Below are 22279 nucleotides of genomic sequence, written 5' to 3' on the forward strand. Positions count from 1 at the left end.
CGCGCCCGCTCGCCGGGACGGGCTCAGTGCTTCCTAAGCCGGCATCTCCAGGCCCAGCTCCTTCAGGATCGCCTCGCGCAGTTGGTCCATCTCCGGGCTGATGAGCCGCCGCGGGTGAGGCATGTCCAGCTCGAACCGGGCCTGGATGCGCGTGGGCCGGGGCGACAACACCAGCACGCGGTCGGCCATGTAGAGGGCCTCGTCGACGTCGTGCGTGATGAGCAGCACGGTGTGCTTCTCCTCGGCCAGGATGCGCAGCAGCTCGTTGCGCATGCGCAGGTTCATCAGCGCGTCCAGTGCCGAGAACGGCTCGTCGAGGTAGAGGATCTCGGGCTTGACGATGAAGGCCCGCGCCAGCTCCACACGCTTGAGCATGCCGCCGGACAGCTCGTGCGGGTAGGCGTTCTCGAAGCCCTTCAGGCCCACCATGGCCGCGTAGTGGTCGGCCAGCTCGGCGTTGGCCGTGCCGCTGGCCCTGGCGTCCAGGCCGAACATCAGGTTCTGCTGCACGGTCAGCCACGGGAACACCGAGCCGTGCTGCGAGATGACGATGCCCTGCGGGCTGGGGCCGGGGTGGGGCTTGCCGTCGAGAGCCAAGCTGCCGGCGTCGGGTTGCTCGAAGCCGGCCAGGATGTTCATCAGCGTGGACTTGCCACAGCCCGACGGGCCGACGATCGCCACGAATTCGCCTTCGGCGACGTCGAAGTCCACGCCGTCGATGACGGGCAGCAGCTTGCCCTTGGCGGCCTTGAAGCTCTTGCTCAGGGCCTTGACGGCGATCTTGGGAGGCTTGTTTTCAGCGGACATAGCGCCACCGCACGGTCTTGAGTTTTTCGAGCAGACGGGTGATGCCGTCCAGCAGCAGGCCGATGATGCCGATGAGGACCATCGCGGCGATGACGAGGTCGTAGCGGTTGCCGGCGTTGCGCGAGTCCATGATGAGATAGCCCAGGCCCGAGCGCAGCGCGATCATCTCGGCAGCGACGACCACGAGCCAGGCCACGCCGATGCCAATGCGCATGCCGATGATGATCTCGGGCAGCACGGCCGGGATGACGACGCGGCGGAACAGCACGCCGCGCGTGACGCCGAAGTTGGCTGCCGCGCGCAGATAGCGCCGGTCGATGGTGTGCACGCCCGACGTGGTCTGCACGATGAGCGGGAACACCGAGGCCATGAAGATCAGGAAGATCGGCGACGCGTCGCCAACGCCGAACCACAGGATGGCCAGCGGAATCCATGCGATCGGCGAGATGGGGCGCAGCATCTGGAAGATCGGGTTGAAGGTGCGGTACGCGCCGCCCACCCAGCCCATCCAGAGCCCGAGCGGAATGCCCACCAGCATGGCCAGGCCGAAGCCGATGCCCACGCGGATCAGCGAGGCGCTGATGTGGTCCCACAGCGTGCCGTCCTGCGCCAGCTCCAGCGTGCCGGTGACGACGGCCCAGGGCGTCGGGAAGATGGGGCTCTCGGTATAGACGACGATGCCCCACCAGGCCGCAATGACCAGGGCGATGACCGCCAGCGGCGGGAGGATGCGACTCAGGCGCAGGTTCACCGGTTCTCCTTCTTGCTTGTCCACTGTTGCCAGCGCCACTTCAGCGTCGGCCAGCCACGCGCGGGCGTGGGCGCGACGACGATGCTCATCTGGCCGCTGGCGTGCGCCGTGCAGGCGAAGCTGTAGGTCGAGGCGACCTCGAACGGCAGCCGGAAGCTCTGCCCCGGCATGACCAGCACCGGGCCGAACTGCTGCGGTACGTCGTCGAGGTTGCGCAGCAGCAGCTGGTCGTTCAGGCCCAGCGTGAGGTGGATGGTGTCGGGCAGGATCTCGACCTTGTCGCCGGCCATGCGGCGGGCGTAGGTGCCCTTGGGGATCTCGAACAGCTCGTCGCGCGTGGGCGGCTCGATGGGCGCGAAGGCGGCCCAGGCGAGGGGTGCCAGCACGATGACTGACAGGAGCAGCCAGAGCCAGCGCTTCACGTGGTTTGCCTAACTCGGGCTATGCATGCGGGCCCAGCGCTGGGCTGCTCCCGAGCCGGCCCGTCCTGGCGATGTGCCTGCGGTTCAATGCCGCAAGCATCGCCGTTCCCCCGGGGGAACGGCCAAGGGACTCCTTGGACGAGGGGCCTCATTTCGCCAGCAGCAGTCGGATGTCGTGCACGAAGTCCTTGGCGTCGTGGCCGTAGGGCATCATGGCCCGCAGCTTGCCCGTGCGGTCGATGAGCCAGACCGACGTGGAGTGGTTCATGCCGTAGGCGTTGGCCTGCGGAACCTTCTCGGCGACCACACCGTAGCGCTTGCGCATCTCGGCCAGCCTGGCCGGCGTGTCGGTGCCGCCGATGAAGGTCGTGTCGAAGGCTGCGAGGTACTGGCGGATGCGCTCGATGCTGTCGCGCTCGGGGTCCACGGTCACATAGACGACCTGGACGTCGGCCGCATCGGCGCCAAGCTGCTTGCGGGCCTGGGCGAGGGTCGCGAGCGTCGTCGGGCAGACCTCGGGGCAGTTCGTGAAACCGAACGCCAGCAGCACCAGCTTGCCCTTGAAGCGGGCCAGGCTCAGCGCGCCGCCGTCGGTACCCTTGAGCGAGAACTCCGGCGCGGCCTGGGCGGGCTCGAAGACGCCGGCCTTCGGCCGCTCCGTCGCCGCCAGCGACGGCAGCGGCAGCGTGGCCAGCAGCAAGGTCCGGCGCTTCATATCGGGATGGGGGCGGCCTTGGCGGCCTTGACGAAGCTGTCGTCGACGTAGCGCTCGTAGGCCACTGGCGCCTTCAGCGTGCCGGCCTCGATGGACAGCTGCATCAGCTCGTCGAACTCGGCGCGGATCATGCGCAGGTCGCCGTAGGTGACACGGTCCGTCGGGTTCTCCATGACGAAGCGCAGGATGTTGGGGTCCTGGTTGAAGAACTTGCGGCCCGCGGCGATCTGGATGGCCTTCTCGCGGTTGGCGGGCTGCAGGTCCAGCCAGTTGCCGGCGCCCTGCACGTGGTTGACGAGGTCCTGTACCAGCGGCCGGTTGCTCTTGATGAGTTCCTCGCGCACGGTCAGCACGCAGCAGATGTAGTTGCGCCACTCGTCGCGCGTCATGCGCAGCGGCTTGGCGTAGCCGGCGCGCTGTGCCGCGGCGCCGAAGGGCTCGCCGGTGCAGTAGCCGTCCACCGCCTTGGCGAACAGCGCGGCCGGCATGTCGGGGGGCGGCATCTCGACGATCTGCACGTCCTTCGGGCTCATGCCTTCCTGCGCGAGCATCTTGCGCAGGAACAGGAAGTCCACGGCGAAGCGGCTGGGGATGGCGATGCGCTTGCCCGTGAGGTCGCGGAACTTCTTGTAGGGCGAGTCGGTGCGCACCATGATGACGGCGCCCGAGCGGTGGCCCAGCGAGACGATCTTGACGGGAATCTTCTTGTCCGCCAGGTCCATCACCAGCGGTGCCAGCATGTAGGCGGCCTGGATGCCGCCCGTCATCAGCGACTCCTTGATCTCCGGCCAGCCGTTGTACTTGCTGTACTCGAACTGCAGGGCCGAGCTGCCCGACGCCTTGTTGGTCGCGCTGCGCGCCGTGCACGCGATGGGCAGCGTCAGGTTGCAGGTGACGGGCAGGCCGCCGACGACCAGCGGCTTGTCGGCCGCCAGCGCGGGCAGGCCCAGCGCCGGCAGCGCGGACGCCACGGCGCCGCGCAGGAGTTGCCGACGATCCAGGCCGGTGGAGATGGATGGGGGCAGGTCGGGCATCATGGCAACAGTCGCAAGGCCCGCAAGACTGGGCCCGATGGCCCGGTCCGTCCATCGGTGCTGACAGAATTGTGCCTACGTACCTACGTCACGGATGTCCGAAGTTTCGGCCGGGTTACGCGTCGACGGGTAGCCCGTCGCGGTCGGTCAGGGGTACAGGCCGCGCTCCTCGCGCGCCTGCAGCACGCGCGTGCAGGCCACCGTGAAGGCCGCCGTGCGCAGCGGGATCTTGTGCTGCTCGCCGGTCTCCCAGATGTGCTTGAAGGCGCCGATCATGATCTTGTCCAGGCGCACGTTGATCTCGTCTTCGGTCCAGAAGAAGGACGAGAAGTCCTGCACCCACTCGAAGTACGACACCGTGACACCGCCCGCATTGGCGATGACGTCGGGCACGACCGTGATGCCGCGGTCGGCCAGCACGGCTTCGCCGTCGGGCGTGGTCGGGCCGTTGGCGCCTTCCAGTACCACGCGGGTCTGCAGGCGCTGGGCGCGCTCGGCGGTGATCTGGCCTTCCAGGGCGGCGGGGATGAGCACGTCGCTCTTCACGTCCCAGAAGTTCTCGTCGGCGATCTTGTCGCCGCCCGCAAAGCCGGCGACACCCTTGTAGGTGTTCACGTGCTCCAGCAGGTTGGCCATGTCGAAGCCGTTCTCGTTCAGGATGGTGCCGGTGTGGTCCTGCACGGCCACGACCTTGGCGCCGTTGGCCGCGAACAGCTTGGCCGCGATGGAGCCGACGTTGCCGAAGCCCTGCACGGCGATGCGGGCGCCGTCCAGGTCGATGTTCAGGCGGCGCAGGGCTTCACGCCCGACGACGAACACGCCGCGGCCGGTGGCGGCCACGCGACCCAACGAACCGCCCAGCGGGATGGGCTTGCCGGTGACGACGCCGGTCGCCGTGGCGCCGGTGTTCATCGAGTAGGTGTCCATCATCCAGGCCATGATCTGGCCATTGGTGTTGACGTCCGGCGCGGGGATGTCCTGCTGCGGGCCGATGATGATGCCGATCTCGCTGGTGTAGCGGCGGGTCATCTTTTCCAGCTCTTTCTGGCTGAGCAGCTTGGGGTCGACGCGGATGCCACCCTTGGCGCCGCCGTAGGGCAGGTTGACGGCGGCGTTCTTGACCGTCATCCAGGCCGACAGCGCCATCACTTCTTCCAGCGTGACGTCCGGGTGGTAGCGCACGCCGCCCTTGCCGGGGCCGCGCGTCAGGCTGTGCTGCACACGGTAGCCCTCGAAGTGGGCGATGGTGCCGTTGTCCAGCTCGATGGGGATGTCCACGATGAGCGCGCGCTTGGGGCGGCGCAGCGTCTCGACCCAGCGCGCCAGGTGCCCGAGGTAGGGCTCGACGGCGTCGATCTGGGACAGATACGTCCCCCACGGGCTGTTGCGCGTGGGCGAAACGAAGGACAGGTTGGGCATGAAACGCTCCGTAACTTTGAGTGGGGCGAACGGTAGCGCGAAGGCTGGGTTCGCCTCAACAACTTGTCTAGCCAAGTGAGTATTGGCTTATGCAAGCAACGCATGGCCTTGCGAACCTGTGAGGGATTTCACTCCCAGGCGGCCCCCAAGGGAAGCCCCTGAGGCGCCCGAATACCATCGGGAGGTGACCTCCCTGGACCTCGCTCTCCTCTATCTCGTCGCCGCGGTGCTGGGCGTCGTGGCCTGCCGTTCGCTGAAGCTGCCGCCCATGCTGGGCTACCTGGCCGTGGGGGTGCTGATCGGGCCCAACGCGCTGGCCTTCGCCCACGACTCGGCCAGCATCCAGTACCTCGCCGAATTCGGCGTCGTCTTCCTGATGTTCGCCATCGGGCTGGAGTTCAACCTGCCCAAGCTGCGCGCGCTGAAGACGGCGGTGTTCGGGCTGGGGCTGTCGCAGGTGGTGCTGACCATCGCCGGCGCCATCGTGGGCAACGTACTGCTGATGACCGGCCTGACGCTGCTGGGGCGCGCCTGGGACCTGCGCTGGGAGGGCGCCCTCGTGCTGGGCGCGGCGATGGCCATGAGTTCGACGGCCATCGTCGTCAAGCTGATGGCCGAGCGGCTGGAACTGGAGAGCCCGCACGGCAAGCTGGTCATGGGCGTGCTGCTGTTCCAGGACCTGGCCGTGGTGCCGCTGCTGGTGTTGATCCCGGCCCTGAACAGCAGCGGCAGCGAGATGGCCGAGGCGCTGGCCTGGGCCGGTCTGAAGGCCGTCGTGTTGCTGGGCCTGCTGCTGTTCGGCGGCCAGAAGCTGATGCGCTGGTGGCTGACGCTGGTGGCCCGGCGCAAGAGCGACGAGCTGTTCATGCTGAACCTGCTGCTCGTCACGCTGGGCCTGGCCTGGCTGACCGAGCACGCCGGCCTGAGCCTGGCGCTGGGTGCGTTCGTCGCCGGCATGCTGATCTCGGAGACCGAGTACCGCCACCAGGTGGAGACCGACATCCGGCCCTTCCACGACGTGCTGCTGGGCCTGTTCTTCATCACCATCGGCATGAAGCTGGACTGGCATCCGCTGGTGGACAGCTGGTGGCTGGTCATCGCGCTGACGATGCTGCCGGTGCTGGCCAAGTTCGCGCTCATCGCGGCGCTGGCGCGGCTGTTCAAGTCGCCGCCGGGCGTGGCGCTGCGTACCGGCCTGTACCTGGCGCAGGCCGGCGAGTTCGGCTTCGTGCTGCTCACGCTCGGCGCGCAGCAGAACCTCATCGCCGCGCAGTGGGTCAGCCCGGTGCTGGCCAGCATGGTGCTGTCCATGCTGGCCACGCCCATCCTCGTGATGTACAGCAACCGCATCGTCATGAAGCTGTCCAGCAGCGACTGGCTGATGCAGTCCGTGCAGCTGACCAGCATCGCCAAGAAGAGCATCAAGACCGAGGCCCACGTCATCATCTGCGGCTACGGCCGCTCGGGCCAGAACCTGGCGCGCCTGCTGGAGGGCGAGCACATTCCCTACATGGCGCTGGACCTCGACCCCGACCGCGTGCGCCAGGCCGCTGCCGCGGGCCAGAGCGTCGTCTTCGGCGACGCGGCCAAGGTGCAGAGCCTGATGGCCGCTGGCCTGGCGCGCGCCAGCGCGGTCGTCGTGAGCTATCACGACACGCCGTCGGCGCTGAAGATCCTGGACCTGGTGCGCGCCCACGCACCGCGCGTGCCGGTCGTCGTTCGCACCATCGACGACGCCGACCTGGAGCGGCTCAAGACCGCCGGCGCGACGGAAGTCGTGCCCGAGGCCATCGAGGGCTCGCTGATGCTGGCCTCGCACGCGCTGGCGCTGGTGGGCGTGCCGATGCGCCGCGTCATCCGCATCACGCGCGACGCGCGCGACAAGCGCTACGGCCTGCTGCGCGGCTACTTCCACGGCGCCGACGACGACACGGTGGACGAGATCGAGCAGGCCCGCCTGTCCTCCGTCACGCTGCCCACGGCCAGCGCGCATGCCGGCCGGCCGCTGGACGACCTGGCGCTGCATGCGATGGGTGTGGCCGTCGTGTCGCTGCGCCGCGCCAACGGCAAGGGCCAGTTCGTCGACGGCGCCACGCTGGAAGGCGGCGACACGCTGGTGCTCAGCGGCATGCCGGCCGCGCTGGCGCTGGCCGAGCAGAAGCTGCTGGCCGGCTGACCGTGCTGATGCCTGGGTGACAAGCGCGCGGACGCGGCTGCGCCACACTGGCGCCGTCGCACAGGAAACCCGCGCCATGAACTTCGACTACAGCCCCAAGGTCGCGCAGATGCGCGAACGCCTGCTCGCCTTCTTCGACGAGCACATCTACCCGAACGAGCGGCGCTACCTGGAAGAGGTCGAGGCCAACCGCCGGGCCGGCAACCCCTGGCAGGCGACCAAGGTCATCGAGGAACTCAAGCCCAAGGCCCGTGCGGCCGGGCTGTGGAACCTGTTCCTGCCGCGCTCGGACCGTGCGCCCGAGGGGCTGTCCAACCTCGAATACGCGCCGCTGTGCGAGATCATGGGCCGCGTGTTCTGGGCCCCCGAGGTCTTCAACTGCTCGGCACCGGACACCGGCAACATGGAGACGCTGGAGCGCTACGCGAGCGAGTCGCTGAAGGACCGCTGGCTGGAGCCTTTGCTGCGCGGCGAGATCCGCTCGGCCTTCCTGATGACGGAGCCGGCCGTGGCCTCCAGCGACGCGACCAACATCGAATGCCGCATCGAGCGCGATGGCGACGACTACGTCATCAACGGCCGCAAGTGGTGGAGCTCCGGCGCCGGCGACCCGCGCTGCGCCGTCTACATCGTCATGGGCAAGACCAACCCCGAGGCGGGCCGCCACGAGCAGCAGTCCATGATCGTCGTGCCGGCCGATGCGCCCGGCATCACCGTCATCCGCCCACTCAGCGTGTTCGGCTATGACGACGCGCCGCACGGCCACATGGAGGTGGAGCTGAAGAACGTGCGCGTGCCGGCCGCCAACATCCTGCTGGGCGAAGGCCGCGGCTTCGAGATCGCGCAGGGGCGCCTGGGCCCGGGCCGCATCCACCACTGCATGCGCAGCATCGGCGCCGCCGAGCGCGCGCTGCAGCTGCTGTGCGAGCGCGCCATCGCGCGCACCGCCTTCGGCAAGACCATCGCGCAACAGACGGTCACCCAGGAGCGTATCGCCGAGTCGCGTTGCGCCATCGAGCAGGCCCGTCTGCTGACGCTGAAGGCCGCCTACATGATGGACACGGTGGGCAATAAGGTCGCCAAGGCCGAGATCGCGATGATCAAGATCGTCGCGCCCAACATGGCGCTCAAGGTCATCGACTGGGCCATCCAGGTCTTTGGCGGCGCAGGCGTGTCGCAGGACACGCCGCTGGCCATGATGTGGGCCCATCAGCGCACACTGCGCTTGGCCGACGGCCCCGACGAGGTGCACCGCAACTCGCTGGCCAAGCTGGAGCTGGCCAGCCACATGAAGCTGCCCGCCGACAAGATCACGATGCCCGTCACGCGGGGGAGCTGAGGCCCCTCGTCCGGTCCTGCCACGCTGAACGCGGGCAGGGCCAGCCGGGACCGCTCTGCGGCCAATGGCCGCAGAGCGTCGGCAGGCACAGGCCGTCCACTGGACGCCCCGTGTCCGGCCTCAGCCCCCAAGGGGACGGCGATGCGTGCGGCGTCGAGCCGCACGCATATCGCCGCGCGGGCCGGCTTGGGAGCGGCCCGGCGCTCGGCCCGAATACTGCGACGCCCGTCACGCGCGGGCGCTGATCCCCGCTGACGGACGCCTCGCAGCAAGGCAGCGCCGCTAGAGTCCGTGCTCCAACGAAGGAGCATGACCCTGTCCATGGAAGTCCATCCGCAGTTCGACCGACACGTGAGGTACCTGGAGTCCCAGGCCCTTCCGTTCGCCACCGGCTGGGTGGAGGCCATGCTGCAGGCCATGCGCGATCCGGCCGAGGCCGGCCTCACGGGGCTGGTGGACCGCAAGCACCTCTCCGGCCTGCTGCTCGCCACCGAGCCGCTGCGCATGCACATCGGCGAATGCCTCGCCGGCCACCTGCTGCACGGCATCCAGGGCGCCGAAGCCCGTGCGCTGGGCCGCGCGGCCGTGGCGTCGGCGCTGAGCGGCTTCGACATCGACGAGCTGACCCTCGTCGACGAGACCCAGGCCGAGAAGGACATCGAGATCTCGCGCGTCGTGCAGCTGGCCGACCTCAAGCTCGAATGGGAGCTGCGTGAGCTGCAGGGCCTGGCCGCGCTGATGTTGCCGGAGGTGCGCTGGGGCGAGGACCCGACCGCCTGCGGACCGGCCGTGTTCGCGCGCGCCATCAGCCAGACCATCTACGAGCAGGTGCTGGAGCCCGAGCAGCGGGCGCTGTGGATGCGCCTCGCGGGCCCGATGCTGGTCGCGCAGCTGCGGCCCTTCCTGCCGGGCGTGACAGAGCGACTCAAGGCCGCCGGCCTGCAGGCGCCGCGCTACCGAACCATCCTGGCGCCCAACTCCGGTGGCGTCGTGAAGGACGCTCCGGGCGAGGCCGGCGCCGCCGCCCTGACCACCATCCCGGCCGATCAGCTGCAGGCCCTGCTGCGCAGCATGCCGCTGCTGCAGCGCGGCCTGCCCGGCGGTGGCGCGCGGGCCGCGGCGCCCGCCATGCCACTGGCCGAGGGCGAGCCCGAGTTCCGGCTCGAGCCCATGGGCGATGCGGGTGCCGAGAGCACGGGCGTCAGCCATGCGCTGCTTGGCCGGCTGTTCGAGCGGCTGCTGGCCGACCCGCAGGTGGCGCCGGCGCTGCGCGGGTCGCTGGCGCGGCTGGAGACGCCGGTGCGCGCACTGGCCGCCAGCGACCCTGGCGTGCTGAGCTCGGAGCAGCACCCGGCCTGGGCGCTCATCAACAAGATCGCGGGGCATTCCAGCGCGCTGCCGGCGCAGGACACCGAGCGCGGCGAGGCCTTCCAGCGCTTCGTCGACCCGCTGGTCGCGCGGCTGACCCAGGGCGCACCCGACAAGCCCGAGGCCTACGCCGCAGCCCTGCAGCAGGTGCAGGCCTACATCGATGACGAACAGCAGGAGCAGATCGAGCGCACGCGGCCCTCGATGGACGCGCTGGGCCAGATGGAGGCCGAGCGCCGGCTGCTGCCGCTGCTGCGCGACCAGGTCGAGGTGCAGCTGGGCAAGGCCCAGGAAGTCAGCCCCGCGTTGCAGACCTTCCTGCGCGGCCCGTGGATCGAGGTGCTGGCCAAGGTCATGGCGACCGAGGGTGCGGAATCGACCGAGGCCCAGGCCCTGGTGGGTACCGTGGACGAGCTGCTGGCCAGCCTGCAGCGGCCCGAGACGGCCGACGGGCGGGCCGACCTCCGCCGTCGCCTGCCGACGCTGATCGGCCGCGTGCAGCAGGGCATGGCCCTCATCGACCTGCCGCAGCAGCATCGCAACCGCGTGCTGGCCGAGCTGATGCAGACGCATCGCCGCAACCTGGCCGAGACCGTGCCGGCCCAGCCTGCATCCCAGGCCACGGCGCCGGTCCCGGCGCCCGTGGCTGCCGCAACGACCCCGCCGCCGGCACCGCCCGCTGCCCGGCCGCCGGAGCCCGCGGCGCCCCTCGAGACGGCGGCGCCGCGCGACTGGCAGGGCCACGACACCCACGTCGGCACGCTGCCGACGGTGCCCATGCAACTCGAAGGCGCCACCGATGGCGACCCGGCGAACGACTGGATCGCCGCGCTGCGGCCCGGCCTGCGCTGCAAGCTCAACCTGCAGGGCGCCTGGGCCACGGCGCAGCTGGCCTGGATCAGCGACAACGGCGCCTTCTTCATGTTCACCAGCAACCTGGCCGGCGGCATGCACTCCATGACGCGCCGTGCGCTCAAGCGCCTGCGCAGCGAGGGCCTGGCCACCGAGGTGGCCGAGGCCAGCCTGGTGCAGCGCGCGCTGGGCGGCCTGCTGCAGGAGCTGGGCACGGCGGCACGCTAGCGCGGCGGCCGTGAGCGCGCGGACAATGCGCGCCATGGCCAAGTCCGCACCCAAGCTCTCGCCCGACGAAATCAAGCGCGTCATCGCCACCGCGTGGGAGGACAAGCCGCCCTACAGCCAGGTACTGCGCGAGCACGGCATCGGCCACGGCGAGCTGGTGGCGCTGCTCAAGCGCGAGCTGACGCCCGCCGCCTACAAGCTGTGGGCGGCCAAGGGCAAGACGGCCAAGGGGCCGGTGTCCAAGTCGACCTGGCCACATGGCCGCTGACGTGGCGGGCCTGCGCCGCCGGCCCGTGCTGGCGCTGCTGGCCGCGCTGGCGGCCTGCAGCGACCCGGCCTCGCGCGACCGCAGCCGCATCGACGCTGCCTGGCATCGCGCCGACCTCGACCGCCTGTTGCAACGCTGGCTGGCGCACGCGCCGCAGCCGGGCGGCGGCTTCCAGCTGCTGTTCAGCCGCGACTGGCAGCCGCAGCCGCAGCCCGAACTGGAGCTGACCGGCCAAGCCCGCCTCGTCTACGCCTTCGCGGCCGGCCACGAGATCACGGGCGATGCGCGCTGCCTCGACGCCGCGCGGCGTGGTGCGGACTACCTGCTGGACCGCTTCGTCGACCCCGTGCACGGCGGCTTCTTCCACACCGTGGCGCCGGACGGCAGCCCGCGAGCCACCATCAAGCGCGCCTACGGCCACGCCTTCGTGCTGCTGGCGCTGACGCAGCTCTACCGGACGGGCCGGGACGCGCGCCACCGCGATGCCGCGCTGAAGGCCTGGAATGCGATCCGGACCGGCTTCTTCGAGGCCGGCGGCGGCCTCGTCAACGAGTGCAACCGCGACTTCAAGCCCATGGGCGGCATGCACACGCAGAACCCGGTCATGCACATGTTCGAGGCCTTGCTGGCGCTGTCCGAGGCGACCGGGGACAAGGGCGTGCAGGCCGGTGCGCGGCTGCTGGGCGACTTCGTCTGCTACCGGCTGCTGCAGGGGCAGGCCGATGGCGGCGCGCGCATTCCCGAGTGGTACGACGCGGCCTGGCAGCCGCTGGCCACCAAGGAGGCGGGCGGCTACATCGACCTGGGCCATCAGTTCGAATGGGCCCACCTGCTGACGTCGGGGGCGGCGCTGTCGCCGGTCTACGCGCAGGTCGCGGAGCGGGTGCTGGCCTATGCGTTGTCGGCCGGCTATGACGACAACGACGGCGGCTGCGGCCAGCGTGCCTTTCCGGACGGCGCCCGCACCGATGCGAGCAAGGGCTGGTGGCAGCAGGCGGAGTGCCTGCACGCGCTGGTCGTCACGGCCGGCACCAGCGGCCGCAACGACTTGTGGCGGCGCTACGAGCAGACGCTGGGGCTCGTGCGCGAGCAGCTCGCCGATGCCGAGCAGGGGGGCTGGCGCGCGGCCTATGCCCTGCCATGCAAGAGCGGCGGCTGCAAGGACGAACAGCCCGACCCGTATCACATGGTGTCGCTGCACCGCGCGGCGCTGCAGCAGGCCGGCGCACTGCCGGCAACGGGCGCGGCCTCGCGCTGACGGCCGCCGCCGGCGCCCGGGCCTCCGGCCGCGCGGGACCTCTTCCACGGCCCGCCGCCCGTGCGCCATGGGCGCTGTTGTGAAAGCTCTACATCGGTCAGCGACGAGCAAGCTGCGTCTCACGGCCGTCCTGTCCCAGGTACAGCCGGTTTCTTCTAGGGAGATCTCGGGGCTAACCCGGACGCTCGATGCAAAAACGGGCATCGAGAAATCCAAAAATGTGATTAGTCGCAGATCGGTCCGACCCATAGCATGAAATCAGACCCCAGCCCCACAGGCCCGCCACAGAGGCTCTGGACGGTTGCCGAGGTTGGCCGCTCCCTCCCATAACGATCCCGGAGACAAGATGAAGAAACCAGCCCTGGTGCTGCTGCGTGCAGGCACCGATACCCAGCGCTTCGCCCTCAGCCTGACGGCCGCCGCCGCCCTGGCCGCCCTGTCCGCCACTGCCGTGGCCCAGGAAGCCGCCAAGCCCGCCGAGACGCAGCTGGAAACGGTGACCGTCACCGGCGTGAAGGCCTCGCTGACCAAGAGCCTGGCGATCAAGCGCACCAGCGACCAGGTCGTGGAATCGGTCGTCGCCGAAGACATCGGCAAGCTGCCGGACAACAACGTCGTCGAAGCGCTGCAGCGCGTGACCGGCATCCAGGTCACCAACCGTGGCGGCGGCGAGGTCGGCGCCCTGTCCATCCGCGGCATGCCCGACGTGGCCACCACCTGGAACGGCCGCAACATCTTCACCGCCTCCGGCACGCAGGTCGCGCTGCAGGACATCCCGTCGACGCTGGTGCGCCAGATCGACGTCTACAAGACCCGCGACGCCAGCCAGCTGGAAAACGGCATCGCCGGCCAGATCGACGTGAAGTCGCTGCGCCCGTTCGACTTCAAGGGCGCCAAGCTCTCGCTGTCGGCGCGTGAAACCTATCTGCAACCCGCCGACAAGGCGAACCCGCAGCTGAGCGTGCTGGCCAGCAACCGCTGGAAGACCGGCGCGGGCGACATCGGTGCGCTGGTCAACCTGTCGGTCAACAAGACGAACTACCGCGACGAAAGCGTGACGCCGGGTGCCATGGTGCCGTTCGTCAGCGCCACGGCCGGCCAGATTCCGGCGGGCTACACCGCCCTGCAGCGCGTCTTCGACGCCAACGTGTGGACGGCTGGCACGTACACCGGCCTGTCGGAGGCCGCGGGTGCCACGCTGAACTTCAACGGCACGGCCTACCCGTACTACCTGTCGCGTGACGCCGTCTTCCAGGCCGACGGCCGGGGCGAGCGCGAGCGTCCGGCCGCGAATGTCGCCCTGCAGTGGCAGCCGAACGAGGATTCCGTCTACACGTTCGAGGCGATGTACAACGGGTACCGCAACAAGTACTACAACCAGCTGCTGTTCAGCTTCGTGGACTGGTGGCAGGCTCTCGGCAGCAACCCGGCGGCGTCGTTCACCACGTTCCCCGGCACGAACATCATGAAGACGCGTACGGTCGGCTCGGTCTACGGCTTCAACAGCGGCGACTACACCACGTCGGCGACCGACTCCTTCGTCTACGCGCTGAATGGCAAGTGGAACCTGGGTGACCGCCTGCGCCTGGAAGGCGATGTGTCGTACCAGACCAGCAAGTACCACTCGGAGTTCACCGCCCAACGGATCGATCGCGTCGCACCGTCGATCACCGTCGACTTCAATTCCGGCGGCGGCAACACGTCGTTCCATTTCGACGACGACACCGCGCTGACCAAGGCGTCCACCTGGAACGTCGCGCAGTTCTACGACAACGCCAACCGCAACGAGGGCAGTGCCGCGACGGCCAGCCTGGGGGGCTCCTATGACGCCGACTGGGGTGCGGTCAAGACGATCCACTTCGGCGCGCGCTTCGACGACCGCAAGGCGTCGGAGGCCAACCGGACGCAGTCGTCCTTCCTGGGCAAGAACCTGTCGACGCTGGATGCGAAGTACCAGTACGTCAACTCGGGCTTCGGCACGGACATCGCCAGCGTTCCGCAGTCGTGGATGGACGTCAACGGCTACGCCGTGCGCGACAACATCGACGCCTGGCGCAAGATGTACGCCGCCGTCGATCCGAACTTCCTGACGACGGACAAGCTGTTCCTGCAGAAGACCTTCGACGTCGACGAGAAGACGTCCAACCTCTACGTGATGGCGGATACCGACAGCGAGCTGTTCGGCCATCGCCTGCGGGGCAATTTCGGCGTGCGCTATGTGCAGGTCGACACCAGCATGACGGCCTACAAGGTCGATGCCACCACCAAGGCGGTGACACCGACCTTTGGCAGCAAGACGGCCAAGAAGTTCCTGCCCAGCCTGACGCTGCGCTACGAGCCGGTCAAGGATGTCCTGGTGCGCTTCAACTACGGTGAAACGCTGCGCCGTCCTGGCTTCGGCGACCTGAACCCCATCGTCCAGCCCAGCGACGACGTCTCCAAGGTGGGCTACGGCGGTGGTAGCGGCGGCAACCCCAACCTGGAACCGACACGCTCCAAGAACCTCGACCTGACGGGCGAGTGGTACTTCCAGAAGGACAGCGCGCTTTATGGCACGGTGTTCGACCGCAAGATCGACGGCCTGGTCGTGCCCCTGCGCCGCCGCATCCACCTCTCCGCGGCAGACGATCCGTTCCGCAACTCCACCTCGGGCCTGAGCCACGCCAACGGCTATGACTACGTCATCAGCTCGCCGGTCAATGCGTCCAACGGCAAGATCAGCGGCCTCGAGCTGGGTGCGATCTACTTCCCGAAGGGCCTGCCGTGGTACCTGGACGGCCTGGGCTTCCAGGGCAGCGTGACGCGCCTGACCTCGTCGCAGAACGTGCCGACCGCCGACAGCGCCGGCAACATCGTTTCGGAGCTCACGACGGGCTTCTTCGGCGTGTCCAAGCTGTCCTGGAACGCCACGCTGGCTTACGAGAAGGGCCCGATCGGCGCACGCCTGTCGTACGTCCATCGCTCGGCCTTCCTGTCCGCCAACGAAGCCGCGCTGTTCGCCAACCCGATCGGCATCTGGCGTCGCCCGGAGCAGAGCGTGGACTTCCAGCTGAGCTACGAAATCAACAAGGACATGTCGGTGGACTTCAGCGGCGTCAACCTGACGAACGAGATGCAGCAGCAGTACTACCACTTCGGCAATGCAGGCAGCCCGGACACGACCAATTTCGGTACGTTCCAGATCGGCCGCTCGTTCGCGCTCGGCTTCCGCTGGAAGATCTGAGCCTGACATGCGCACGGGCCTCGTGTCGGAAGGGGGAGACCCCTTCGAACTCGACGCATGAGGCTCGCGTGCGCTTGATCGGCTGGCCAGTGCGCTGGCAGCCGTCACCGAGGGGCTGAACCCATCCTCGTTCGGGCGTTGCACGGGCCCTCCCGGGCAACGCCCTTTTTCCTTTGCGCAGTACCCCATGTCCGACCTGCTTGAGCCGCTGATCCGCCAGCGCGCCGATCCCCACATCTCCCGGCACGCCGACGGGCTGTACTACTTCATCGCCTCGGTGCCGGAGTACGACCGCATCGAGCTGCGCCGCGCGCCGACGGTCGAGGGCCTCGCCAGTGCGCCGGCCTTCGTCGCCTGGCGCAAGCCGGACGCGGGGGCCTGGTCCGAGCTGGTCTGGGCGCCGGAGCTGCACTTCAACCAGGGCGCCTGGTACGTCTACTTCGCCGCGGCCCACACCCGTGCGCTGGATGAGCTGGGCATGTTCCAGCACCGCATGTACGTGCTGCGCAACACGGCGGCCGACCCGTTCACGGGCGAGTGGGAGTTCCTGGGCCAGGTGGACAGCGGCATCGACAGCTTCTGCCTGGACGCGACGACCTTCACGCACAAGGGCCAGCTCTACTACCTGTGGGCGCAGAAAGACCGGGCCATCGCCGGCAACTCCAACCTCTACATCGCGCCGATGAAGACGCCCTGGCAGCTGGCCGGCACGCCCGTCATGCTCAGCAAGCCCGAGTTCGACTGGGAATGCCGCGGCTTCCTCGTCAACGAGGGCCCGTCGGTGCTGCAGCGCCATGGCAAGGTGTTCATCAGCTACTCGGCCAGCGCGACGGACGAGAACTACGCGATGGGCCTGCTGTGGGCCGACGACGCTGCCGACCTGCTGGACCCGGCCAGCTGGCACAAGTCCGCCGAGCCGGTCATGAGGAGCGCGGCCGAGGACAGCGTCTTCGGCCCCGGCCACAACAGCTTCACCGAGACCGACAACCCCGACGAGGTGCTGCTGGTCTACCACGCCCGCACCTACACCGAGATCGTCGGCGACCCGTTGTGGAACCCCGATCGCCACACCTTCGTGAAGCCGCTGCGCTGGTCGGCCGACGGCATGCCGCTGTTCGGCAAGCCCTCACGCGTCGATTGATATCAAAAACAACATCGGTACGCCGAGGAAATTGATTGGATTGCAATTCCCCCGGCCTCTAGCATCGTTTCAAAGGGCTTCGCGCGCGTCTCAGGACAGCGCCACCCCGCCCGACACCATGAAACCCTGCGCAACCGCCTAGTCAAGCGATCCTCCGCGCGCCTCCAGAACGACATCGAGACAAGACATGACGACTGACGACAAGAAGAGCAAGGTCAAGCTGCGTTCCGCCGAGTGGTTTGGCACCCAGGACAAGAACGGGTTCATGTACCGCTCCTGGATGAAGAACCAGGGCATCCCCGACCACGAGTTCCAGGGCAAGCCCATCATCGGCATCTGCAACACCTGGAGCGAGCTGACACCCTGCAACGCCCACTTCCGCAAGCTCGCCGAGCACGTGAAGAAGGGCATCCTGGAGGCGGGCGGCTACCCGGTGGAGTTCCCGGTGTTCTCCAACGGCGAGAGCAACCTGCGCCCCACCGCCATGCTGACGCGCAACCTCGCCAGCATGGACGTCGAGGAAAGCATCCGCGGCAACCCGATCGACGCCGTCGTGCTGCTGGTCGGCTGCGACAAGACCACGCCCGCGCTGCTGATGGGCGCGGCCAGCGTGGACGTGCCGGCCATCGTCGTCACCGGCGGCCCGATGCTCAACGGCAAGCTCAACGGCAAGAACATCGGTTCGGGCACGGCCGTGTGGCAGCTGCACGAGCAGGTCAAGGCCGGCGAGATCAAGATGCACGACTTCCTGGCCGCCGAGGCCGGCCACTCGCGCTCGGCCGGCACCTGCAACACGATGGGCACCGCGTCGACGATGGCCTGCATGGCAGAGTCGCTGGGCACCTCGCTGCCGCACAACGCCGCCATCCCCGCCGTCGATGCACGTCGTTATGTCCTGGCCCATCTGTCCGGCATGCGCATCGTCGACATGGTGTGGGAAGACCTGCGCCTGTCCAAGGTGCTGACCAAGGAAGCCTTCGAGAACGCCATCCGCGTCAACGCGGCCATCGGCGGCTCGACCAACGCCGTCATCCACCTGAAGGCCATCGCCGGCCGCATCGGCGTGGACCTGGAGCTGGAAGACTGGACCCGCATCGGCCGTGGCACGCCCACCGTGGTGGACCTGCTGCCCTCGGGCCGCTTCCTGATGGAAGAGTTCTATTACGCCGGTGGCCTGCCGGGCGTCATCCGCCGCCTGGGCGAAGCCGGCAAGCTGCCCAACCCCGGCGCGCTGACCGTCAACGGCAAGAGCCTGTGGGACAACTGCGCCGACGCGCCGATCTACGACGATGAGGTCATCCGCAAGATCGACAACCCGCTGATCGAAGACGGCGGTATCTGCATCCTGCGTGGCAACCTCGCGCCGCGTGGTGCCGTGCTGAAGCCCTCGGCGGCCACGCCCGAGCTGATGAAGCACCGCGGCCGCGCCGTCGTGTTCGAGAACTTCGACGACTACAAGGCCCGCATCGGCGATCCCGACCTGGACGTCGACGCCAGCTGCATCCTCGTCATGAAGAACTGCGGCCCCAAGGGCTATCCCGGCATGGCCGAGGTCGGCAACATGGGCCTGCCGCCCAAGATCCTCGCCACCGGCGTGAAGGACATGGTGCGCATCTCCGACGCGCGCATGAGTGGCACCGCCTACGGCACTGTCGTGCTGCACGTGGCGCCCGAGGCACGTGCCGGCGGCCCGCTGGCCGTCGTCAAGGAAGGCGACTTCATCGAGCTGGACTGCGCCGCCGGCCGCCTGCACCTGGACGTCTCCGACGAGGAGCTCAAGGCCCGTCTGGACGTCTGGGCCGCCGCGCAGACCGTGGACCCGGCCGACGCCACCGGCTACCGCCACCTCTACGTGCAGCACGTGCTGCAGGCCGACGAGGGCTGCGACTTCGACTTCCTGCGCGGCTGCCGTGGCTCCGCCGTGCCGCGCCACTCCCATTAAGGATTCATCATGAGCAACACGATCCAGGGCCTGGCCCTGATCAACGGCCAGGCCGTGCGCGGCGCCGGCAAGCCCTTCCAGGCTTTCGACCCGAGCAAGAACGAAGCGATCGGCCCTGACTTCAACGCCGTCGACGTGGCGCAAGTGGAAGAAGCCTGCGCCCTCGCCGGCGCTGCCTTCGACGCCTTCCGCGCCACCAGCGACCACGAGCGCGCTGACTTCCTCGACCTCATCGCCGCGCAGATCCTTGCACTGGGCGACGACCTCATCGTCCGCGCGATGGCCGAGACCGGCCTGCCGCGCGCCCGCCTGGAAGGCGAGCGCGGCCGCACGATGAACCAGCTCAAGCTGTTCGCCGAGCTGCTGCGTGAAGGCTCCTGGCAGGACGCCCGCATCGACACCGCGCTGCCCACGCGCACGCCGCCGCGGCCGGACCTGCGCCTGCGCTTCGTCGGCGTCGGGCCCGTGGCCGTGTTCGGCGCGAGCAACTTCCCGCTGGCCTTCTCGGTCGCCGGTGGCGACACCGCCGCGGCGCTGGCCGCCGGCTGCCCCGTCGTCGTCAAGGCGCACTCGGCCCACCCGGGCACTTCCGAGCTTGTCGGCCGCGCGGTCGTCGAGGCCGTGCGCCAGTCCGGTTTGCCGGCCGGCGTGTTCGCGCTGCTGACTGGCAGCGGCCACGGCATCGGCGACACGCTGGTGCGCCACCCCGCCATCCAGGCCGTCGGCTTCACCGGCTCGCGCAGCGGTGGCACGGCGCTGATGGCCGCCGCCGCCGCCCGCCCGCAACCCATCCCGGTCTACGCCGAGATGAGCAGCATCAACCCCGTCGTCCTGCTGCCTGGCGCGCTTGCCAAGCGCGGCGCCGACATCGCGACCGGTTTCGCCGGCTCGCTGGTCATGGGCGTGGGCCAGTTCTGCACCAACCCCGGCCTGGTGCTGGGCATCGCCGGCGCCGACTTCGACCGTTTCGCCGCGGCCGCTGCCGAGGCGCTGAAGCCCGTGCCCGCCGCGACCATGCTGACCCCCGGCATCGCCGGCGCCTACCAGCGTGGTGAAGACCAGCTCGCAGGCCAGGCGCAGGTCGACACGCTGCTGCGTGGCCAGTCGGCCGGTTGCCAGGGCGCGCCCAGCCTGTTCAAGACCACCGGCGCGGCCTTCCTCGCCAACCACGCGATGTCGTCCGAGATCTTCGGCCCGGCCTCGCTGCTGGTCGCGTGCAAGGACCTCGCCGAGCTGCTGGCCGTCATCGAGGGCCTGGAAGGCCAGCTGACGGCCACGCTGCAGCTGCAGGATGATGACGAGGCCGACATCGCCGCCGCCCGCACGCTGCTGCCCGCGCTGGAGCGCAAGGTCGGCCGCATCCTGGCCAATGGCTATCCCACCGGCGTCGAGGTGTCGACGGCCATGGTCCACGGCGGCCCGTTCCCGGCCACGTCGGACGGCCGCAGCAGCTCGGTCGGCACGGCCGCCATCCAGCGCTTCCTGCGCCCGGTCTGCTATCAGAACCTGCCGCGTGCGCTGCTGCCGGCAGTGCTGCGCGAGCCGAACGAGCGCGGCGTCTGGCGCCGCCGCGACGGAGTCCTCACGCGCAACTAAGACGCGTCGGTTCCATCAAGAACAACCCCTACGGAGACAAACCGATGAAGAAGCAATTGCTGGCCCTCGTGGCCACGCTGGCAGTCGGCGCGAGCGCGCTGGCCGCCGACGTCAAACTGGTCGTCAAGGCCGACCAGCCCGGCCCCGTCATCCACCGCAACATCTACGGCCAGTTCGCCGAGCACCTGGGCACCGGCATCTACGAAGGCATGTGGGTGGGGCCCGAGTCCAAGATCCCCAACGTGCGCGGCTGGCGCAAGGACGTCGTCGCGGCGCTGAAGGAACTCAAGGTGCCGCTGGTTCGCTGGCCGGGTGGCTGCTTCGCCGACGAATATCACTGGCGCGACGGCATCGGCCCGCGCAGCAAGCGCCCCGTCAAGATCAACACCAACTGGGGTGGCGTGCCCGAGAACAATGCCGTCGGCACGCACGAGTTCTTCGACCTCGTCGAGCAGCTGGGCGCCGAGGCCTATGTGAACGGCAACCTCGGCACCGGCAGCGCGCAGGAGATGTCGGAGTGGCTGGAATACATGACCGGCGAGGGCAAGTCCACGCTGACGGACCTGCGCCGCAAGAACGGCCGTGACAAGCCCTTCCGCGTGCACTACTTCGCCGTCGGCAACGAGGCCTGGGGCTGCGGCGGCAACATGCGCCCCGAGTACTACGCCGACCAGTTCCGCCAGGTCGCCAGCTTCCTGAAGACGCCGCCGGACAACCGCCCCATCCTCATCGCCAGCGGCGGCAACGGCATGCAGACGGAATGGACGGAGGCGCTGAGCAAGGGCGTGCACAGCGTCAACGCCATCTCGCACCACTCCTATACGCTGCCCACCGGCAAGTGGGAGCACAAGGGCGCGGCCGTCGGCTTCCCCGAGAGCGAATGGATCTCGACGCTGGCCAACGTCGGCAACATCGACACCATCATCACCAAGAACAGCGCGGTCCTGGACAAGAACGATCCGTCCAAGAAGATCGGCTTCTACTTCGACGAGTGGGGCAGCTGGTACGACCCGGACCCGGGCAGCAACCCCGGCTTCCTGGTCCAGCGCAACACGCTGCGTGACGCGCTGCTGGCGGCGCTGCATTTCAACGTGTTCCACGCTCACGCCGACCGCGTGCAGATGACCAACATCGCGCAGATGGTCAACGTGCTGCAGGCCATGATCCAGACGTCCAAGGACAAGCTGGTGCTGACGCCGACCTACCACGCGTTCGCGCTGTACACGCCGTTCCAGGACGCGACCTCGCTGCCCGCGACGATCGAGAACAACCCGGTCTACAAGGTCGGCGACACCTCGATGCCCGAGCTGAGCGCCACCGCCGCGCGCGGCAAGGACGGCAAGCTCTACGTCGGCCTCGTGAACGCCAACGCCACGCAGGGTGCCGAGCTGACGCTGCAGGTCGGTGCCGGCGCGCCCAAGGCCGTCAAGGGCAAGCTGCTGACCGCCGGCGCGATGGACGCTCAGAACGAGCTTGGCAAGCCCGCGCAGGTCACGCCCGTGGCCTACGAGGCTCAGGCCGTCGACGGCAAGCTCACGCTGAAGCTGCCGGCCAAGTCCATTGTCGTGGTGGCCGTCGAAGGCTGATCGCCCCGCACGGCCGCAACCTCCCCGCTGCTGATCGCCAAGCCTGGGCCCGCCATGTTGCTAGCCCAGGCTTTGCGCTGCGTCCGTGCCCCGCATGTGGCATATCAAAACCAGGATCGACCGCGCCTGCAATGTCATTGGTGTGCCGCCGCCG

Annotated in this window: 16 protein-coding genes; 10 read left to right on the forward strand and 6 right to left on the reverse strand. The window is 68.8% G+C overall.

Features of this window, described 5'->3' with window-relative positions; translation table 11 throughout:
- Nucleotides 1-33: 33 nt before the first annotated feature.
- The 6 genes from ACG04R_RS03310 to ACG04R_RS03335 form a co-directional block, all read right to left on the reverse strand.
- Complete coding sequence (locus tag ACG04R_RS03310) at nucleotides 34-807, reverse strand: ABC transporter ATP-binding protein (protein ID WP_394406438.1); 774 nt, start codon at nucleotides 805-807, stop codon at nucleotides 34-36.
- Entirely contained in the window at nucleotides 797-1558 is a 762-nt protein-coding gene (locus ACG04R_RS03315; RefSeq protein ID WP_394406439.1) for an ABC transporter permease, read from the reverse strand. Before ACG04R_RS03315 ends, ACG04R_RS03310 begins: the two co-directional genes overlap by 11 nt.
- Nucleotides 1555-1980, reverse strand: coding sequence for a cupredoxin domain-containing protein (locus ACG04R_RS03320; protein WP_394406440.1), 426 nt, complete (start codon nucleotides 1978-1980; stop codon nucleotides 1555-1557). Before ACG04R_RS03320 ends, ACG04R_RS03315 begins: the two co-directional genes overlap by 4 nt.
- A 148-nt stretch (nucleotides 1981-2128) precedes the next feature.
- Nucleotides 2129-2695, reverse strand: coding sequence for an SCO family protein (locus ACG04R_RS03325; RefSeq protein WP_394406441.1), 567 nt, complete (start codon nucleotides 2693-2695; stop codon nucleotides 2129-2131).
- Complete coding sequence (locus ACG04R_RS03330; protein ID WP_394406442.1) at nucleotides 2692-3729, reverse strand: ABC transporter substrate-binding protein; 1038 nt, start codon at nucleotides 3727-3729, stop codon at nucleotides 2692-2694. Before ACG04R_RS03330 ends, ACG04R_RS03325 begins: the two co-directional genes overlap by 4 nt.
- Nucleotides 3730-3876: 147 nt before the next feature.
- Complete coding sequence (locus tag ACG04R_RS03335) at nucleotides 3877-5148, reverse strand: Glu/Leu/Phe/Val family dehydrogenase (RefSeq protein ID WP_394406443.1); 1272 nt, start codon at nucleotides 5146-5148, stop codon at nucleotides 3877-3879.
- A 184-nt stretch (nucleotides 5149-5332) separates the two neighbouring features.
- Here ACG04R_RS03335 and ACG04R_RS03340 point away from each other — a divergent pair, with 184 nt between their 5' ends.
- The 10 genes from ACG04R_RS03340 to ACG04R_RS03385 all read left to right on the forward strand — a co-directional run bounded on the left by ACG04R_RS03340 (nucleotide 5333) and on the right by ACG04R_RS03385 (nucleotide 22125).
- Nucleotides 5333-7324: a monovalent cation:proton antiporter family protein gene (locus ACG04R_RS03340; RefSeq protein ID WP_394406444.1), complete on the forward strand. Its 1992-nt coding sequence runs from the start codon at nucleotides 5333-5335 to the stop codon at nucleotides 7322-7324.
- Nucleotides 7325-7400: 76 nt separating this feature from the next.
- On the forward strand, nucleotides 7401-8663 hold the full coding sequence (locus ACG04R_RS03345) for an acyl-CoA dehydrogenase family protein (RefSeq protein ID WP_394406445.1): 1263 nt from the start codon (nucleotides 7401-7403) through the stop codon (nucleotides 8661-8663).
- Nucleotides 8664-8972: 309 nt separating this feature from the next.
- Complete coding sequence (locus ACG04R_RS03350) at nucleotides 8973-11111, forward strand: DUF1631 family protein (protein ID WP_394406446.1); 2139 nt, start codon at nucleotides 8973-8975, stop codon at nucleotides 11109-11111.
- A gap of 34 nt (nucleotides 11112-11145) precedes the next feature.
- Complete coding sequence (locus ACG04R_RS03355) at nucleotides 11146-11379, forward strand: DUF2805 domain-containing protein (RefSeq protein ID WP_394406447.1); 234 nt, start codon at nucleotides 11146-11148, stop codon at nucleotides 11377-11379.
- Nucleotides 11369-12637 (forward strand): AGE family epimerase/isomerase, encoded by a 1269-nt coding sequence (locus tag ACG04R_RS03360; RefSeq protein WP_394406448.1) that lies wholly within the window; start codon nucleotides 11369-11371, stop codon nucleotides 12635-12637. Before ACG04R_RS03355 ends, ACG04R_RS03360 begins: the two co-directional genes overlap by 11 nt.
- Before the next feature lie 346 nt (nucleotides 12638-12983).
- On the forward strand, nucleotides 12984-15860 hold the full coding sequence (locus ACG04R_RS03365) for a TonB-dependent receptor (protein WP_394406449.1): 2877 nt from the start codon (nucleotides 12984-12986) through the stop codon (nucleotides 15858-15860).
- Between the two features lie 187 nt (nucleotides 15861-16047).
- Nucleotides 16048-17001 (forward strand): glycoside hydrolase family 43 protein, encoded by a 954-nt coding sequence (locus tag ACG04R_RS03370; protein ID WP_394406450.1) that lies wholly within the window; start codon nucleotides 16048-16050, stop codon nucleotides 16999-17001.
- A gap of 187 nt (nucleotides 17002-17188) precedes the next feature.
- Nucleotides 17189-18943 carry an IlvD/Edd family dehydratase gene (locus tag ACG04R_RS03375; RefSeq protein WP_394406451.1) on the forward strand — a complete coding sequence of 585 codons (1755 nt, stop codon included), beginning with the start codon at nucleotides 17189-17191 and terminating at the stop codon, nucleotides 18941-18943.
- 9 nt (nucleotides 18944-18952) lie between these two features.
- Complete coding sequence (locus tag ACG04R_RS03380; RefSeq protein ID WP_394406452.1) at nucleotides 18953-20539, forward strand: aldehyde dehydrogenase (NADP(+)); 1587 nt, start codon at nucleotides 18953-18955, stop codon at nucleotides 20537-20539.
- A gap of 44 nt (nucleotides 20540-20583) precedes the next feature.
- The gene (locus ACG04R_RS03385) at nucleotides 20584-22125 is read left to right on the forward strand and encodes an alpha-N-arabinofuranosidase (protein WP_394406453.1); all 1542 of its coding nucleotides are present in this window, start codon (nucleotides 20584-20586) and stop codon (nucleotides 22123-22125) included.
- The last annotated feature ends 154 nt before the right edge of the window (nucleotides 22126-22279 follow it).

It is taken from the genome of Pelomonas candidula (assembly GCF_043555985.1).
GTDB classification, from domain to species: Bacteria; Pseudomonadota; Gammaproteobacteria; order Burkholderiales; family Burkholderiaceae_C; genus Pelomonas; species Pelomonas candidula.

Bases quoted from the DNA above. Each gene is read 5' to 3' on its own strand.
- ACG04R_RS03310 (WP_394406438.1), bottom strand. From the start codon at position 807: ATGTCCGCTGAAAACAAGCCTCCCAAGATCGCCGTCAAGGCCCTGAGC.
- ACG04R_RS03360 (WP_394406448.1), top strand. From the start codon at position 11,369: ATGGCCGCTGACGTGGCGGGCCTGCGCCGCCGGCCCGTGCTGGCGCTG.
- ACG04R_RS03365 (WP_394406449.1), top strand. From the start codon at position 12,984: ATGAAGAAACCAGCCCTGGTGCTGCTGCGTGCAGGCACCGATACCCAG.
- ACG04R_RS03375 (WP_394406451.1), top strand. From the start codon at position 17,189: ATGACGACTGACGACAAGAAGAGCAAGGTCAAGCTGCGTTCCGCCGAG.
- ACG04R_RS03355 (WP_394406447.1), top strand. From the start codon at position 11,146: ATGGCCAAGTCCGCACCCAAGCTCTCGCCCGACGAAATCAAGCGCGTC.
- ACG04R_RS03370 (WP_394406450.1), top strand. From the start codon at position 16,048: ATGTCCGACCTGCTTGAGCCGCTGATCCGCCAGCGCGCCGATCCCCAC.
- ACG04R_RS03335 (WP_394406443.1), bottom strand. From the start codon at position 5,148: ATGCCCAACCTGTCCTTCGTTTCGCCCACGCGCAACAGCCCGTGGGGG.
- ACG04R_RS03385 (WP_394406453.1), top strand. From the start codon at position 20,584: ATGAAGAAGCAATTGCTGGCCCTCGTGGCCACGCTGGCAGTCGGCGCG.
- ACG04R_RS03330 (WP_394406442.1), bottom strand. From the start codon at position 3,729: ATGCCCGACCTGCCCCCATCCATCTCCACCGGCCTGGATCGTCGGCAA.
- ACG04R_RS03350 (WP_394406446.1), top strand. From the start codon at position 8,973: ATGACCCTGTCCATGGAAGTCCATCCGCAGTTCGACCGACACGTGAGG.
- ACG04R_RS03380 (WP_394406452.1), top strand. From the start codon at position 18,953: ATGAGCAACACGATCCAGGGCCTGGCCCTGATCAACGGCCAGGCCGTG.
- ACG04R_RS03325 (WP_394406441.1), bottom strand. From the start codon at position 2,695: ATGAAGCGCCGGACCTTGCTGCTGGCCACGCTGCCGCTGCCGTCGCTG.
- ACG04R_RS03345 (WP_394406445.1), top strand. From the start codon at position 7,401: ATGAACTTCGACTACAGCCCCAAGGTCGCGCAGATGCGCGAACGCCTG.